Source organism: Microbacterium sp. B19 (assembly GCF_000333395.1).
In the GTDB taxonomy this organism is placed as follows: Bacteria; Actinomycetota; Actinomycetes; order Actinomycetales; family Microbacteriaceae; genus Microbacterium.
Genome location: NZ_BADA01000312.1, coordinates 1 through 15,040, shown reverse-complemented (window position 1 = coordinate 15,040; position 15,040 = coordinate 1). Strand labels below are relative to the sequence as shown.

At 69.4% G+C, this 15,040-nt stretch carries 17 protein-coding genes and 4 tRNA genes; 6 read left to right on the top strand and 15 right to left on the bottom strand.

What is annotated here, in order from left to right:
- Positions 1-581 (bottom strand): YebC/PmpR family DNA-binding transcriptional regulator (locus I5G_RS10975; RefSeq protein ID WP_022879092.1); only part of this gene is annotated, 581 nt, incomplete at its 3' end.
- A 304-nt stretch (positions 582-885) separates the two neighbouring features.
- Between I5G_RS10975 and I5G_RS10970 the strand changes: the two genes are divergently transcribed.
- Positions 886-1,362: a hypothetical protein gene (locus tag I5G_RS10970; RefSeq protein WP_022879091.1), complete on the top strand. Its 477-nt coding sequence runs from the start codon at positions 886-888 to the stop codon at positions 1,360-1,362.
- Between the two features lie 63 nt (positions 1,363-1,425).
- On the opposite strand, the gene pdxT is transcribed toward I5G_RS10970, so the two are convergent.
- Together pdxT and pdxS are read right to left on the bottom strand one after the other, a co-directional pair.
- A complete protein-coding gene (pdxT, locus tag I5G_RS10965) occupies positions 1,426-2,046 on the bottom strand; it encodes a pyridoxal 5'-phosphate synthase glutaminase subunit PdxT (RefSeq protein WP_022879090.1) in 621 nt (206 codons plus the stop codon).
- A complete protein-coding gene (pdxS, locus tag I5G_RS10960; RefSeq protein ID WP_022879089.1) occupies positions 2,036-2,920 on the bottom strand; it encodes a pyridoxal 5'-phosphate synthase lyase subunit PdxS in 885 nt (294 codons plus the stop codon). Before pdxS ends, pdxT begins: the two co-directional genes overlap by 11 nt.
- Positions 2,921-3,014: 94 nt before the next feature.
- Here pdxS and I5G_RS10955 point away from each other — a divergent pair, with 94 nt between their 5' ends.
- Positions 3,015-4,355 (top strand): aminotransferase class I/II-fold pyridoxal phosphate-dependent enzyme, encoded by a 1,341-nt coding sequence (locus I5G_RS10955; protein ID WP_022879088.1) that lies wholly within the window; start codon positions 3,015-3,017, stop codon positions 4,353-4,355.
- Positions 4,352-5,203: a pyridoxal kinase PdxY gene (gene pdxY, locus I5G_RS10950; RefSeq protein WP_022879087.1), complete on the top strand. Its 852-nt coding sequence runs from the start codon at positions 4,352-4,354 to the stop codon at positions 5,201-5,203. Before I5G_RS10955 ends, pdxY begins: the two co-directional genes overlap by 4 nt.
- 28 nt (positions 5,204-5,231) lie before the next feature.
- Here the strand turns inward: pdxY and I5G_RS10945 are convergent, their stop codons facing one another.
- The 3 genes from I5G_RS10945 to thrS are packed head-to-tail and all read right to left on the bottom strand — an operon-like array spanning position 5,232 to position 8,476.
- The gene (locus I5G_RS10945) at positions 5,232-5,849 is read right to left on the bottom strand and encodes a hypothetical protein (RefSeq protein ID WP_022879086.1); all 618 of its coding nucleotides are present in this window, start codon (positions 5,847-5,849) and stop codon (positions 5,232-5,234) included.
- A gap of 54 nt (positions 5,850-5,903) precedes the next feature.
- Positions 5,904-6,470, bottom strand: coding sequence for an HIT domain-containing protein (locus I5G_RS10940; protein WP_022879085.1), 567 nt, complete (start codon positions 6,468-6,470; stop codon positions 5,904-5,906).
- The gene (gene thrS, locus I5G_RS10935; protein ID WP_022879084.1) at positions 6,467-8,476 is read right to left on the bottom strand and encodes a threonine--tRNA ligase; all 2,010 of its coding nucleotides are present in this window, start codon (positions 8,474-8,476) and stop codon (positions 6,467-6,469) included. Before thrS ends, I5G_RS10940 begins: the two co-directional genes overlap by 4 nt.
- Before the next feature lie 81 nt (positions 8,477-8,557).
- Here thrS and I5G_RS10930 point away from each other — a divergent pair, with 81 nt between their 5' ends.
- A complete protein-coding gene (locus tag I5G_RS10930; protein WP_022879083.1) occupies positions 8,558-9,706 on the top strand; it encodes an SLC13 family permease in 1,149 nt (382 codons plus the stop codon).
- Between the two features lie 2 nt (positions 9,707-9,708).
- Here I5G_RS10930 and I5G_RS10925 read toward each other — a convergent pair whose 3' ends face one another.
- The 3 genes from I5G_RS10925 to I5G_RS10915 form a co-directional block, all read right to left on the bottom strand.
- Positions 9,709-10,101 carry a TIGR03618 family F420-dependent PPOX class oxidoreductase gene (locus I5G_RS10925; protein ID WP_022879082.1) on the bottom strand — a complete coding sequence of 131 codons (393 nt, stop codon included), beginning with the start codon at positions 10,099-10,101 and terminating at the stop codon, positions 9,709-9,711.
- Positions 10,102-10,140: 39 nt separating this feature from the next.
- Positions 10,141-10,524 carry a hypothetical protein gene (locus I5G_RS10920; protein WP_022879081.1) on the bottom strand — a complete coding sequence of 128 codons (384 nt, stop codon included), beginning with the start codon at positions 10,522-10,524 and terminating at the stop codon, positions 10,141-10,143.
- Positions 10,525-10,682: 158 nt separating this feature from the next.
- A complete protein-coding gene (locus I5G_RS10915; RefSeq protein WP_022879080.1) occupies positions 10,683-11,096 on the bottom strand; it encodes a PPOX class F420-dependent oxidoreductase in 414 nt (137 codons plus the stop codon).
- A gap of 170 nt (positions 11,097-11,266) precedes the next feature.
- Between I5G_RS10915 and I5G_RS10910 the strand changes: the two genes are divergently transcribed.
- The gene (locus tag I5G_RS10910; RefSeq protein WP_022879079.1) at positions 11,267-11,629 is read left to right on the top strand and encodes a hypothetical protein; all 363 of its coding nucleotides are present in this window, start codon (positions 11,267-11,269) and stop codon (positions 11,627-11,629) included.
- A gap of 57 nt (positions 11,630-11,686) precedes the next feature.
- Here I5G_RS10910 and I5G_RS10905 read toward each other — a convergent pair.
- The 3 genes from I5G_RS10905 to I5G_RS10895 form a co-directional block, all read right to left on the bottom strand.
- Positions 11,687-11,761, bottom strand: a tRNA-Val gene (locus tag I5G_RS10905).
- Between the two features lie 26 nt (positions 11,762-11,787).
- Positions 11,788-11,858, bottom strand: a tRNA-Cys gene (locus I5G_RS10900).
- Between the two features lie 64 nt (positions 11,859-11,922).
- Positions 11,923-11,995 (bottom strand) — tRNA-Gly (locus I5G_RS10895).
- A gap of 152 nt (positions 11,996-12,147) precedes the next feature.
- Here I5G_RS10895 and I5G_RS10890 point away from each other — a divergent pair.
- Positions 12,148-12,223 (top strand) — tRNA-Val (locus I5G_RS10890).
- A 137-nt stretch (positions 12,224-12,360) separates the two neighbouring features.
- Here the strand turns inward: I5G_RS10890 and I5G_RS10885 are convergent.
- The 3 genes from I5G_RS10885 to zapE all read right to left on the bottom strand — a co-directional run.
- Positions 12,361-12,951: a type II toxin-antitoxin system PemK/MazF family toxin gene (locus I5G_RS10885; protein ID WP_022879078.1), complete on the bottom strand. Its 591-nt coding sequence runs from the start codon at positions 12,949-12,951 to the stop codon at positions 12,361-12,363.
- A gap of 100 nt (positions 12,952-13,051) precedes the next feature.
- Complete coding sequence (locus I5G_RS10880; protein WP_022879077.1) at positions 13,052-14,320, bottom strand: ammonium transporter; 1,269 nt, start codon at positions 14,318-14,320, stop codon at positions 13,052-13,054.
- A gap of 168 nt (positions 14,321-14,488) precedes the next feature.
- A partial coding sequence (gene zapE / locus I5G_RS10875) for an AFG1/ZapE family ATPase (RefSeq protein WP_022879076.1) occupies positions 14,489-15,040 on the bottom strand: 552 nt, incomplete at its 5' end.

The following is a 15,040-nucleotide window of genomic DNA, read 5'->3' as shown; positions in this document are numbered from 1 at the left end:
TATCGAGCCGGCCTCCTGCGAGCGGAGCGGACCGTCACCAGGTCGCTCGCCTCGGTGATCACACCGAAGCCGTCGCCGTGCGGCTCGACCTCTTCGGCGCCGGCCTCGAGGACGGCGAGCATGACGTCGTCCTCGGTCGTGCCCTCGGAGGGGACCACGATGACGCCCTTGCGGCTGAAGTTGTAGGCGACGCTGCCGGGGTCGGCGAGCGTGCCGCCGTTACGGCTGAGCGCCGTGCGCACCTCGGCCGCGGCGCGGTTCTTGTTGTCGGTCAGACATTCGATGAGGAACGCCACGCCGTTCGGGCCGTAGCCCTCGTACATGATCGAGGCGTACTCGACGGCCTCGCCGCCGATACCCGCGCCGCGCTTGATCGCGCGGTCGATGTTGTCTTTCGGGACCGAGGTCTTCTTGGCCTTGAGCACCGCGTCGAAGAGCGTCGGGTTGCCCTGGAGGTCCGCCCCACCGAGCTTGGCGGCGACCTCGATGTTCTTGATGAGCTTGGCCCACGACTTGGCGCGGCGGGCGTCGACGACCGCCTTCTTGTGCTTGGTCGTGGCCCATTTGGAGTGTCCGGACATGCATCCAAGATAACGGTAGATAGACAAGGAGGCCGTCGGCTGGTAGCCGTGGGCGCTTCGTCGTCGCGGGGCTCACGTCGCCGCTTCGGCGTCATCCTCTCGCGCCCGGACGACGCCCGAGCGCGGAAGTGGCGCTGTCCGGCGGGCCGCATCGCGAGCACCTCGACACGGGCGATCAGCCGCGCGAGTACTGCTCGGGCTCATGTTCTCCCACGGGCGGCGCAGATCGGGAGACACGGCCGCCAGGGCCGCATCGAGCCGACCGAGGATTGGTGGCACGGCGAGCGGCTGCCAAGCTGGCGGGGTGAACCGCCGCCAGAAGATCGCACTTGCCGTATCCGGTGTCGTCGTCGCGGGGCTCGTCGCTCTCGCCCTTCCCGCATTCGGGACTCTCGGCACCGTCGCCTCCGGCGTCCACACGACCGCCCAGAGCTTCACCCCTGCCCCGTCGTTCACGCCGACGCCCGCGGCATCCCCCGAGGTGGCGCAGACCGTGCGCGAGCCGCTCGCCGACCGTGCCCACCGTGCCCCCCTCTACTGCGACACCAGCTACGCGCCGCCCGCCGGGACGACCCCCTACGACCAGGGGCCGCGGGCGGGCGCTACGGGCGAGGTCGAGGTGGTCGACGGCGTGCCCACGTTCTACACCGTCGCGCCCGACGACAACATCGTCGCGATCGGGGGTCGGTTCTGCCTCGACTACGCCACGATCCCCGGGATGAGCGACATCGACCAGCGTCGGGATATCTGGCCCGGCGACGTGCTCACGCTGGTCCCGTAACGCGCTCACACTTAATCGGCCCGTTTCCCCACCTCTTCGAGTGGGCGCAGCTTCACTCCCCGTCTAGAGCGCGGGCGCCGACACCCCGGCGCGGGTCCGGACTCGACCGAGGAACCGCGCGTGGAAGCGCGTCTCCCCCGTGGATTCGGGGTGAAAGGCGAGCCCGAGGAGGTTGTCCTGCTCCACCGCCACGACACGTCCATCGGGCAGAGTCGCCAGGGGGGTGGCATCCGGGCCCGTCTCCGTCACCACGGGCGCCCGGATGAACACGGCGTGCACCGGCGGATCCCCCAGGACGGGGACGGCGAGGTCGGTCTCGAACGACTGCGTCTGGGAACCGAAGGCGTTGCGCTGGACCCGGACGTCGAGACCGCCGAAGGTCCGCTGGCCGGCGATCGCGCCGTCGATCCGGTCGGCGAGGAGGATCAGCCCCGCGCAGGTGCCGAGGACGGGGAGACCGTCGGCGATGGCGGCGCGGAGGGGATCGAACAGGTCGAACGCGCGCGCGAGCTTGTCGATGACGCTCGACTCGCCGCCGGGGAGGACGAGTCCGTCGACCTCGGCGAGCTCCGACGCGCGCCGGACGGGCCGGGCGTCGGCGCCCAGGTCCGCGAGCACACGCAGGTGCTCGCGGACATCGCCCTGCAGGGCGAGGACGCCGACGCGGGGACTGTTACCAGCCACGCTCGGCCAGGCGGTGCGGCGCGGGGAGGTCCGCGACGTTGATGCCGACCATGGCCTCGCCGAGACCGCGCGAGGCCTCGGCCACGATCTTGGGGTCGTCGTGGAAGGTGGTCGCCTTGACGATCGCGGCGGCGCGCTGCGCGGGGTTGCCCGACTTGAAGATGCCCGATCCGACGAAGACGCCGTCGGCGCCGAGCTGCATCATCATCGCTGCGTCGGCCGGGGTGGCCACGCCGCCCGCGGTGAAGAGGACGACGGGGAGCTTGCCGGTCTCGGCGATCTCGGCGACCAGCTCGTAGGGGGCCTGGAGCTCCTTGGCCGCGACGTACAGCTCGTCCTTGGTCTTGGCGCGCAGCGCGTTGATCTCGCCCGTGATCGTCCGGATGTGCTTGGTCGCCTCGGAGACGTCGCCCGTGCCGGCCTCGCCCTTCGAGCGGATCATCGCGGCACCCTCGGTGATGCGGCGGAGCGCCTCGCCGAGGTTCGTCGCACCGCACACGAACGGCACGGTGAAGTTCCACTTGTCGATGTGGTTCACATAGTCGGCGGGCGAGAGCACCTCGGACTCGTCGATGTAGTCGACGCCCAGCTCCTGCAGGATCTGCGCCTCGACGAAGTGGCCGATGCGGGCCTTGGCCATCACGGGGATGGAGACCGACGCGATGATGTCGTCGATGAGGTCGGGGTCGCTCATGCGGGCGACGCCCCCCTGTGCGCGGATGTCGGCGGGCACGCGCTCGAGCGCCATGACGGCAACGGCGCCGGCATCCTCGGCGATGCGGGCCTGCTCCGCGGTGACGACGTCCATGATGACGCCGCCCTTGAGCATTTCGGCGAGTCCGCGCTTGACGCGGGAGGTTCCGGTGTCGGTCATTGCGATTCCCTTCGCGCTTCGGGGCGCTTCGTTTGGCTTAGGCCAAACCGTAGCATGACGCAGGACATAGGCTGGAGGGAGCGAGAGGGGGCGTATGTCCGTCGACATCACCGGGCGCTCGGCATCCGAGATCGCCGCGGACCTGCGGCAACGCATCGAGCGCGGACAGCTGCAGCCGGGCGACGCGCTCGCCCCCGTGCGCGCCCTCGCCGCCGAGCTCGGCGTCAACCGCAACACCGTCGTTGCCGCCTACCGCCTGCTCGCGCAGGCCGGACTCGTCGTCGCGCGCGGACGCGGCGGCACCCGTGTCGCCGACCACGCGCCCGTGGCGCAAGAGGGGTACGCGGCCGGAACCGTGCTGTGCGACGTCGGCACGGGCAACCCCGACCCGACGCTCATCCCCGACCCCGCCGCCGCCCTCGCACGGTCGGGTCGCCCCGTGCTGTACGGCGAGCCGGTCGTCGACCCGGGGCTGGAGGCGTGGGCCCGCGCCTGGATGTCGGAGCAGCTCCCCGACCCCCACCCCCGCATCACCGTCACGAGCGGCGCGAGCGACGCGATCGAGCGTCTGCTCGCGCAAGCGCTCCAGCGCGACGACGCCGTCGCGCTGGAGGATCCCTGCTTCCTCTCCGCACTGCACACCGTGCGTCAGGGCGGCTATCGGGCGGTGCCGGTGGCGGTGGATGCCGAGGGGATGACGGTCGAAGGACTCCGGGCCGCGCTGGCCGACGGCGTCCGCGCGGTCATCTGCACCCCGCGCGCCCACAACCCCACCGGCGCGAGCCTCACCGATGAGCGCGCGGCGCAGCTGCGCGAGGTGCTCGCCGACCACCCGTACGTCCTCGTGATCGAGGACGACCATTTCTCGCTGCTGTCGCGCGTGCCGTTGCGCACCGTGATCGGTCCGGCGCAGCAGCGGTGGGCGCGCATCCGTTCGGTGTCGAAGTTCCTCGGACCCGACATGTGCCTCGCGGTGGTGGCATCCGATGACGAGACCGCCGACCGGCTCGCGCTGCGCCTCACCCCGGGGACGACCTGGGTGAGCCACATCCTCCAGCGGCTTACGCTCGCGCTCGTCACCGACCCCGAGGTGCGGAAGCGGATCGACGCTGCCGCGACGCACTACGCCGAACGCAACGACGCGTTCGCCGCAGCCCTGGCCACACGCGGTCTGCCGACGCCCGTCGGGGACGGCCTGAACCTGTGGGTGCCGCTCCCCGCCGCCGCGGCGCGCGTCCGTGAGGACCTCATGCGCCGCGGGTGGCTCGTCCGCGACGGCGACCACTTCTTCCTCTCCCCCGACACCGCCGGCGACTACCTCCGCCTCACCGTGCACCAGCTCTCGGACGCGGAGGCGGTCGCGCTCGCCGACGACATCGCCAGCGCCGTCGCCGCGCTCCGGCCCGCGCCGCGAGGTGGGAGGATCGAAGGATGAAGGTCCTCTCGATCCAGTCGGCCGTCGCGTACGGTCACGTCGGAAACTCGGCCGCCGTCTTCCCGCTGCAGCGTATCGGCGTCGAGGTGCTGCCCGTCTACACGGTCAACTTCTCGAACCACACCGGCTACGGCGCGTGGCGCGGGCCGCTCATCTCCCCCGCCGACGTCGCCGACGTCATCACCGGGATCGAAGAGCGCGGAGTCCTTGGCGAGATCGACGTGGTCCTGTCCGGATACCAGGGCGGCGAGGGCATCGCCGACGTCATCATCGACGCGGTCGCGCGGGTGAAGCAGGCGAATCCGGATGCCGTCTACGCGTGCGACCCGGTCATGGGCAACGCCAAGTCCGGCTGCTTCGTCGCCCCGGCGATCCCCGACCTCCTGCGCGAACGCGTGATCCCCGTCGCGGACATCATCACGCCCAACCAGTTCGAGCTGGGGTTCCTCACCGGCACCGAGCCGGGCAGCATCGAGTCCACGCTCGAATCCGCCGACCTCGCGCGCGCCCGAGGACCCCGCACCGTCCTCGTCACGAGCGTCGAGCGGCCCGACCGCGAACCCGACACCATCGAGATGATGGTCGTCGACGACGCCGGCGCGTGGATCGTGCAGACGCCGCTCATCCCGATGAAGGCCAACGGCTCGGGCGACGTCACCGCGGCCCTCTTCACTGCGCACTACCGGCGGACCGGGGATGCCGCGGACGCGCTCGCCCGCACGGCATCCAGCGTCTTCGACCTGCTGTCGAACACCTACGAGGCGGGCTCGCGCGAACTGCTGCTCATCGAATCGCAGGAGGCGTACGCGCACCCGCGCCTGCAGTTCGCGGCACGGCAGGTGCGCTGACCCGGACCGTGCGCGCCGAGTCTCGGCGTCAGCCGCCGTAGACCTCGGTGTAGGCGGCCAGCCACGCGTCGGCGTCGTCGGGGCAGAGGAACGACGTGCCGTAGACCATCAGGCTCGCGATGGGTGCCTCGGCGTTCGCGCGCTCCGTCCCCTGCAGGTCGGCGGGGACGAGCTGGGCGAAGATCGGAGATGTGGCCACGTGGGCCTGCAGGGTCGTGGCATCCACGTGGTGGTAGCTCAGAATGGCGGTCTCGCACGCATCGGCGACCAGCGCGAGCGAGAGGCTCTCGTCGCGGTCCGTCCACTCGATGCCCTGCTGAGCCGCGTAGTCCTTCTGCTCCGCGACGAACTGCTTCTGCGCCGGCGTCACGGCGACGAGCGGCGTTCCGTCCAAGGGCAGTTGCTGCTCTTCGAAGAAGCGCTCCCGCTCCGCGAAGGCGGCGTCCACGTCGTCGCCGGTGAGAGGACCCGCGGAATCATCGGGGGTGGCGAAGGGCGTCGGGGCAGCGGACGCGCCCGGAGCCGTCAGCGGTGCCTCCATCCCGTCGGGTCCGAGCGGGCTCGGCAGGCGGATGCACCCGGTCGTGGTGCCGAGCGCCGTGGCGACGAGGAGGGTCAGGGCGAGGGGACGGAGGCGAGCCTTCATCCCCTCACGCTAGCCGTGCACCGGTGACGGACCCGCGGGCTTGCGGCGGAGCGGTCAGGCGTTCCAGGCGTCTGCGACCGTGCGACGCACATCGCCGAGCAGCTGCGGTAGCGCCTTCGTCTTGGCGATGATCGGGAAGAAGTTCGCGTCCGACGCCCACCGTGGAACGATGTGCTGGTGCAGGTGCGCGTCGACGCCGGCGCCGGCGATGGCGCCCTGGTTCATGCCGAGGTTGAACCCGTCGCAGCGCGACACCGCTCGGAGCACGCGCATCCCGCGCTGCGTCAGCGCGCCGATCTCGGCGACCTCTTCGTCGGTCGCCTGGTCGTAGGTCGCGATGTGGCGGTACGGGCACACGAGCAGGTGCCCGGAGTTGTACGGAAACAGGTTCAGCAGGACGTACGCGCTCTTCCCCCGCGCGACGATCAGACCGTCCTCGTCCGACTTCCCCGGAGCCGCGCAGAACGGGCAGTTCTGCTCCATCGGCTCGCGCCCTGCCTGGATGTAGGCCATGCGGTGCGGGGTCCACAGGCGCTGGAACTCGTCCGGCACCCCCGGGAGGTCCGCGGCCGCGACGATCTCGACGCCGTCGGCCGCGGAGGCATCCGGTTCGGTCGTCACGCGAGGTCCTCGGCGGTGTCGACGAGGGCCTTCGTCGCGATCGCGCCGGTGATCCGCGCGACGGCCTCGTCGACCGGGATGCCGTTGAGCTGCGTGCCGTCGCGGAAGCGGAACGACACGGTGCCACCGGCCCGGTCCGCCTCGCCCGCGATGAGCTGCAGCGGCACCTTCTGCGTGGTGTGCGTGCGGATCTTCTTCTGCATGCGGTCGTCGCTGTGGTCGACCTCGGCGCGCACGCCCTTCGCGCGGAGCTCCGCGACGATGCCGTCGAGGTACTCGCCGTACTCCGCCGCCACGGGCACGGCCACGACCTGCACGGGCGAGAGCCACACCGGGAACGCTCCGGCGTAGTGCTCGAGCAGGATCGCGAAGAAGCGCTCCACCGAGCCGAACAGCGCGCGGTGGATCATGACCGGGCGGTGCTTCTCGCCGTCGGGTCCGGTGTACTCGAGCTCAAAACGCTCCGGCTGGTTGAAGTCGAGCTGGATCGTCGACATCTGCCAGGTGCGGCCGATCGCGTCGCGCGCCTGCACCGAGATCTTCGGGCCGTAGAACGCCGCACCGCCCGGGTCGGGCACGAGCTCGAGGCCGGAGGCCTCGGCGACCTCGCGCAGGGTCTCGGTCGCCTCGGTCCACAGCGCGTCGTCGCCGATGAACTTGGGGTTGCCCTCCTCCTTCGTCGACAGCTCGAGGTAGAAGTCGTGCAGACCGTAGTCGCGCAGCGTCTGCAGGACGAAGTCGAGGCTGTGGGTCAGCTCGCCCTTCACCTGGTCGGCGGTGACGTAGATGTGCGTGTCGTCCTGGGTCATGCCGCGCACGCGGGTCAGGCCCGCGAGCGTGCCGCTCTTCTCGTAGCGGTAGACCGACCCGAACTCGCTCAGCCGCAGCGGCAGCTCGCGGTAGCTGCGTCCGCGCGAGCGGAAGATCAGGTTGTGGAACGGGCAGTTCATGGGCTTCAGGTAGTACTCCTGGCCCTCGCGCGTCACGTGGCCGTCGGCATCCACCACTTCGTCGAGCGTCATCGGGGGGTACATGCCGTCCGCGTACCACTGCAGGTGGCCGCTCGTCATGAACAGGTCGCCCTTGGTGATGTGCGGCGTGTTCACGACCTGATAGCCGCTGGCGAGCAGACGCTCGCGCATGTAGCGCTCGATCTCGTAGCGGATGATTCCGCCCTTGGGGTGGAAGACGCTCAGGCCCGGACCGATCTCGTCGGGGAACGAGAAGAGGTCGAGCTCCTTGCCGAGCTTGCGGTGGTCGCGCTTGGCGGCCTCCTCGAGGCGGTGCTGGTACGCGCGCAGATCGTCTTTGGTCGCCCACGCGGTGCCGTAGATGCGCTGCAGCTGCGGGTTCTTCTCGCTGCCGCGCCAATAGGCACCGGCGATGCGGGTGAGGTCCCAGCCGTTGCCGATCAGGCGCGTGCCGGGAACGTGCGGTCCGCGGCACAGGTCTCTCCAGACGGTCTCGCCGTCGCGGTTCACGTTGTCGTAGATCGTCAGCTCGCCGGCGCCGACCTCGACGTTCGCGCCCTCGGCGGCCTCGGCGGATCCGCCCTTGAGCCCGATGAGCTCGAGCTTGAACGGCTCGTCGGCGAGTTCGGCGCGGGCCTCGTCGTCGGTGACGACGCGACGCACGAACCGCTGGTTCTCGCGGACGATCCGCTCCATCTCCTTCTTGATGACCTTCAGGTCTTCGGGAGTGAACGGGTCGTCGACCTGGAAGTCGTAGTAGAAGCCGTCGGTGACGGGCGGTCCGATGCCGAGGTTCGCCTGGGGCTTCACGCGCTGCACGGCCTGCGCGAGCACGTGCGCCGTCGAGTGCCGCAGGATCGACAGGCCCTCGGGGCTGTCGATCGTCACCGGCTCGATCCGGTCGTGCACGTGGACGGTCGTCGCGAGGTCTTTGAGCTCACCGTTCACGCGCAGAGCTATGACCGAACGGTCGGGGAAGAGGGCGAAGCCGTCGGCGGGGTAGGTCTGCTCCGACGGCAGGGCGGCATCAGTCAAGGCGGTCTCCTGGATGGGTCGATTCCAGGCTACCCGCCGGGCGTGGCCTCGACGGCACGCGCGGTGCCGCATAGTGGAGCGGTGACTCTGGCCATCATCGGCGGCGTGCTGTGGATCCTCGGCATCATCGCTCTCCTCGTCGGCATCTTCCCCGCCGACCAGGCTCTCGCCGTCGCGGACCGCGTCTGGCCCATCCTTTTGTTCGTCGTCGCGGTCACGATCGTGGCGGAACTGGCATCCAAGGCGGGGTTGTTCGACGTCGTGGCCGCCCGGCTCGCGCGGATCGCCCGGGGGCGCACCGTGTGGCTGTGGGTGCTGGTGGTGGCGCTGGCCACCGTCGCGACAGCCTTCCTCTCGCTCGATACGACCGCGGTGCTGCTGACTCCGGTCGTCGTGGCCATGGCGGTCGCGCGCAAGCTCGACCCACTGCCTTTCGCGTTCGTGACGGTGGTGCTCGCGAACACCGCGTCGCTCGTGCTCCCGGTGTCGAACCTCACGAACCTGCTGGCATCCGACGCTCTCGGCGGCCACGACCCCGTCGCCTTCCTCGCGCTGCTCGGCCCGTCGGCGCTGATCGCCATCGCGGTGTCGGTGGCGGTCCTGACCGCGGTGTTCCTCCGGAAGCTGCCGAAGACCTACCCGGATGCCGCCTCCCCCGCCGTCGCGGACCCGGTCCTGCTGCGCGTGTCCGCGATCGTCACCGTGGCGCTACTCCCGTTGCTCGTGATCGGACTGGATCCGTGGATGCCGGCCCTCGCGGCCGCGGTCGTGCTCATCGTCGCGTTCGCCCTGCGCGCGCCACGGGCACTCGGCATCCGACTCGTACCCTGGTCGCTGCTCGTGTTCGCGGGCGGACTGTTCCTCGCCGTCGGAGCGCTGGAAGCGCTGGGGATCGGACGCGTGACGTCGGTGCTCGCCGGGTCCGGCGATGATCTCGTGTCGCTCTGGCAGCTGGCCGGTGTCGGCGCTCTCGCGGCGAACGGGATCAACAACCTTCCGGCCTACCTCGCGATGGAGTCGGTCGCGGGGTCCCCCGTCCGCCTCGCGGCATTGCTGGTCGGCGTGAACGCCGGGCCGATCGTCACCCCGTGGGCGTCGCTGGCCACGCTGCTGTGGCACGACCGGCTCGTCGCCGCCGGTGTCGAGGTGCGGTGGAGTCGGTTCATCCTGCTCGGTGCCGTGATCGCGCCGCTGATCCTGGTGCTGGCCGTCCTGCCGCTGACCCTCTGACGTCAGCTCCCGTACGCGCGCCCCCAGGCTTTGCGAGGTTCGATGAGCCAGACGGCGAAACCCTGGCGGAACTCGTAGGGTTTGCCCGTGTACAGGGTCGCGATGCGGTCGATGTAGGGCAGCGCCCTGTCGCCGTCGATGCGTTCGACGGCCTCGCCGCGGACGAAGGCCATGGAGAGCGGATCGTCGACAGCCGTCACCGAGATCGCGACGCGGGGATCGCGCAGCAGGTTCCGGTCTTTGAGCGTTCCCGCTTCGATGAAGACCGAGAGGAGCTCCCCCTCGACGCCGACCCAGACGGGGACGCTGTGCGGGGAACCGTCACGCATCAGGGTCGCGAGGTGTGCCACCGCCGGCGCTTCGAAGTACGGCTTCGCTGTCGTCCAGTCGCTCATGCGGTCGACAACCCGCGCGTCGTCTCGGTCATTCCCTGCCTACCGATGCGCGGCCATGGGCGCCTGATCGTTGGGGACCTCGCGGAAGACCATCTCCTCGCGGTGCGGGGTCTCACGCATGGTGGAGTCGTCGGGCTCGGGCACGACGTACAGTCCCCGGCCCGAGTTCGCGTTGTACGTGAGGGCGTGCAGCCACGTATTGCTGAGCTGCGGATTCCGGCTGCCGTGGTACTTGAACACCATCGAGACGTTCGGGTGGATGTAGACCGTCGTGCGCCCACCACCGGTGCTGATGTCGTCCTTCCACGTGAAGGGGAAGCTCTCGCCGCGCCGCACCTTGGCCATGATGACGGCCTGAAGGTGGGCGAGGAGACGGTCCTCGAAATCGACCTTGATGTTGCCGTCGTAAATGAATTTGCCCATAAAGAACCTCCGAACGGCATCCCGACAGCCGCGCATTCCTGGCGAGAAATGACGAACGCGGGAAAGGGGGGATGCCGCTTCTGTCACGGGCAACATCTCGCGATTCGCCCCGAAACGCAAACCCACTTGCCTCCGGGACGTTTCGGGTCTAGGGGCCGTCAGGCTCCGCGGGAGATCCGGAGGATGACGCGATCGCCGGCGCGGCGCTGAAGCCGACGCATCAGAGCCTCGAACCCGGTGATGGCGCGGAACTGCCATCCGTACTTCCGCCGGAGGGCGGCGTCGGCTCGCTGATCCTCGGTACTCGGTCCGGCGATGCGTGCATGCGCCTGCACCGTGATGGCATCCGGGGCCACCGCCCCCATGCGGGAGCATGGCCGCAGCGTCACACGGGCGTCGTTCCGCACGCGCTTGACCTTGCCCGTCTTCCGCTCGGTCGTCACGACGAGCTCGTCGCCGTCGCGGGCGATCCAGACCGGTGTCGCGACCTCTTCCCCATTTCTGCGGAACGTTCCGAGCGAGACGAAAGGCGAGGCGGCGATTTCGCGCCACAGGGTGTCAGGGACGGTCATTCGCCCACAGTAGCGGGCGCCGGAATTCCTGAATGCGGGCTTGCGAGGCGCCGATTCCAGGCTGCTCAGTGCTCGCTCTTAAGAAACCTGGAGCATTGTTCACACGTTTGGAACACGTCGTACGCGTGTGCTTCCGATGCCCCTGTCACGCTCGGAGTGAGGAGGTTCGCATGTCTCGCCGCCACATTGCGACCCACGCCTACGACTTTCGTCGTGGCTGGGTGCGCGTCCCCCCGTCCGAAGTCACGCCGGACTACGCCCTCCACCTCCGTGAACAGGGATTCACGATCGTGCGCTCTCGTCGGGGCTGGTTCGGCATGCGGGAACTGCCGGTGAGCTGGTACATCCCGCGCTCGGATCCCGGCGCCGTGGGCCCGACCGAGTCTGCGGATGCCTCGCCCGAGGCGCAATCGACCAGACTGCGGGAACGTCTCGATCGCGGGACGGATGCCGCGCCCGAAACGACCGTGCCCGATCCGGCGACTCCGCCGACGCGGCGGGCGCGGCAGCGCGCGGACGACCGCGGAGAGTGAGTCGCGCCGAGGGTCCGGATACACGAAAACCCCCGGCCGAGCCGAGGGTTCCTGTGGTGGTGCGCGATACTGGGATCGAACCAGTGACCTCTTCCGTGTCAGGGAAGCGCGCTACCGCTGCGCCAATCGCGCCTATAAAGGCTGTTCAGTTGTAGGCGAGGTGGCGACGGGATTCGAACCCGTGTAAACGGCTTTGCAGGCCGGTGCCTAGCCGCTCGGCCACGCCACCGTGTGTGGTTCGACCCACGTGTCGTGATCTCCCGGCCGGAGCCTGACGGTGATCTTCACACTCGAGCGGATGACGAGACTCGAACTCGCGACCCCAACCTTGGCAAGGTTGTGCGCTACCAACTGCGCTACATCCGCATTTCGTTCCCGGGGCTTGCCCCGAGCACTCGTAAGACATTACCCGATTTCGGGGCACGTGCAAAACCAGACGCGCCCCGCGCGTGTCCTCTCTCGCGGTCCGAAGAGGCGTCGCGGATCGGGTAAGGTAGTCGAGTCCCGTTCGGGACGAGGGGCGATTGGCGCAGTTGGTAGCGCGCTTCCTTCACACGGAAGAGGTCGTCGGTTCGAGTCCGGCATCGCCCACCACCAGCCCCCGGTTCGCCGGGGGCTTCGTCGTTTCCTGGACTGCCCTCCGCGAGACGGCATCCGCCTGACAACTCCCCTGCAGCGCGCGGCGGTTTCGTCACACGCCTGCAGTCTCGGGGCCCAGCCGGGCGCCGGAGTCAGCCCAGCGTCCAGCCGTAGCGGGACCGGAGAGCGGATGCCACGCCCTCGAAGCGACGCCGATCCAGCGCCGCGGCCTCGCGGCGCATGCCGGCGTCGTGCACGAGGTAGAGCTGCTCGATGTCGACCCACGACGGGCGGCCCTGAGGGTCCCACTCCCCCGTCCCCAGCGCCAGGTAGTCGCGGTCGCCGGCGTGTGGCTTGCTGGTGAGACGCACGGCGTAGGAGCGGGTGGCATCCGCTCGTCCGATGATCAGCACCGGTCGGTCCTTGCCGCGGCCGTCGCGCTCCTCGTACGGCACCCACGTCCACACGATCTCGCCGCCGTCGGGCGCGCCGTCGCGCTGGGGCGCGTACGCGAGAGTGAGGCGCCGCGGTGGGGCGATCTCGACGGTCGCCGTCTCACCGGAGCCCTCGCCGGGCCTGAGCGTCGTGGAGGCACCCGTGCTCTGGCCGGGCCTGAGCGTCGTGGAGGCACCCGTGCTCTGGCCGGGCCTGAGCGTCGCGGAGGGACTGCGCGGAGGCCGCGACGCAGTGGAGGGCCGGAAGGCGCGCAGCAGGGCGGACACGAGGCGTGAGGCGGTTCCCATACCTTCACCCTAGGCATCGCGCCCGCCGGTCCCCGCGCGCGCACGAAGAACGGGGCGCCACGGACGAATCCGTGACGCCCCGTTCTCTGGGGAGTGCGTATCAGCGGGCGTCGGTGAGGACGTAGCCCTCTTCACCGTGCACGACGGTGTCGATACCGGCGATCTCGTCCTCGTTCTTCACGCGGAAGCCGATCGTCTTCTCGATCGCGAAGCCGATGACGAAGGCCAGGACGAAGGAGTAGATCAGGACCGAGAACGCGGCGATCGCCTGTACCAGCAGCTGGGTGAGCTGACCGCTGTAGATGAGGCCCGTGCCGTTGGCGAAGAAGCCCAGGTACAGGGTTCCGATCAGACCACCGACGAGGTGGACACCCACGACGTCGAGCGAGTCGTCGAAGCCGAGCTTGAACTTCAGGTCGACGGCCAGCGCGCAGACGACACCGGCGAGGAGTCCGAGGACGATGGCCCAGAACGGCGTCAGCGAACCGCAGGCGGGGGTGATGGCGACCAGACCGGCGACGGCACCCGAGGCGGCACCGACCGACGTGGGCTTTCCGTCGCGGATCTTCTCGACGATCAGCCAGCTGAGCAGCGCGGCGGCGGGAGCGGCGAGCGTGTTGACGAACGCGAGGGAAGCGGTGTTGTCGGCCGCGAGCTCCGAGCCGGCGTTGAAGCCGAACCAGCCGAACCACAGCAGACCCGCGCCGAGCAGGACGAACGGCGGGTTGTGGGGGACGTGGGCGCCCTTCTGGAAGCCGACGCGCTTGCCGAGGACGAGCGCGAGAGCGAGAGCAGCGGCACCGGCGTTGATGTGGACCGCGGTACCACCGGCGAAGTCGATCGCGCCGACGCCGAAGACGTCCTGCAGACCGTGGGTGATCCAGCCGCCGTACGAGAACGCACCGTCGGCGAGACCGAAGTTGAACACCCAGCTGGCGACCGGGAAGTAGACGATCGTCGACCACAGGAAGGCGAAGATCATCCACGAGCCGAACTTGGCGCGGTCAGCGATGGCGCCCGAGACCAGGGCGACGGTGATGATCGCGAACGTGGCCTGGAAGGCGACGAAGGCCAGCGGCGGGTAGGCGGCGCCCTCGGGCGCCTCGAGCAGGCTGCCGAGGCCGAGCTCGTTCCAGTCGATCGTCCAGGGAGCGTTGGTCACGCCGACGTCCGTGGCTGGGAAAGCGATCGCGTAGCCGTACAGCACCCACAGGACTCCGATGAGTCCCATGGCGCCGAAGCTCATCATCATCATGCTGATGACGCTCTTGGCCTTGACGAGTCCGCCGTAGAAGAACGCGAGTCCTGGCGTCATGAGCAGCACGAGTGCCGCTCCAATCAGGATGAATGCGGTGTTGCCTTGATCCATCTCGAAGAGAACCTCTCTGAAGGGACGCAGCTGTAGCGTCGGGTCCCCTCAGTGTTCCCAGCCCCGGTTTCCATCGGCGTGGGAATCGTGTTTCGAGCGCGTTACAGCGGCCGGAGCCATGTAAACATCACGTTTCGCGTCGCCGCGAAGCCGCGCTGAAACGACCGTTCAGGCGTGCGTGAGCGCCACCAGACGTGACACGGCGCGGAGGTATTTCTTCCGATAGCCGCCCGCGAGCATCTCGTCGGAGAACACCGTGTTCAGTGGAACGCCGGTCGCGCGGATCGGGATCTGCGCGTCGTACGCGCGGTCGACGAACGCGACGAGCCGCAGCGCCGCGGACTGGTCGTGCAGCACGTGCACGTCGCGGAGGCCGATCGTGTCGACGCCGTCGATCAAGCGGATGAAGCGCGACGGGTGCACGCGCGCCAGGTGCGCCACGACGTCGCCGAACCTGTCGTCGGTCGCGACGCCGCGGGTGGCGGCATCCTGGATCGCCTCCGCATACTGCTCGTCGGAGAGGACGCGTGCCTCGCCGTCGATGGCGCGCTGGCGGAAGTCGGTGCCGTCGATGCGGATCGTGCGGAAGCTGTCGGCCATCGACTGGATCTCGCGCAGGAAGTCCTGCGCGGCGAAACGCCCCTCGCCCAGGGCGTTGGGCGGGGTATTGGACGTCGCCGCGAGGCGGGTCCCGGATGCCACGAGCTCACCGAGAAGCCG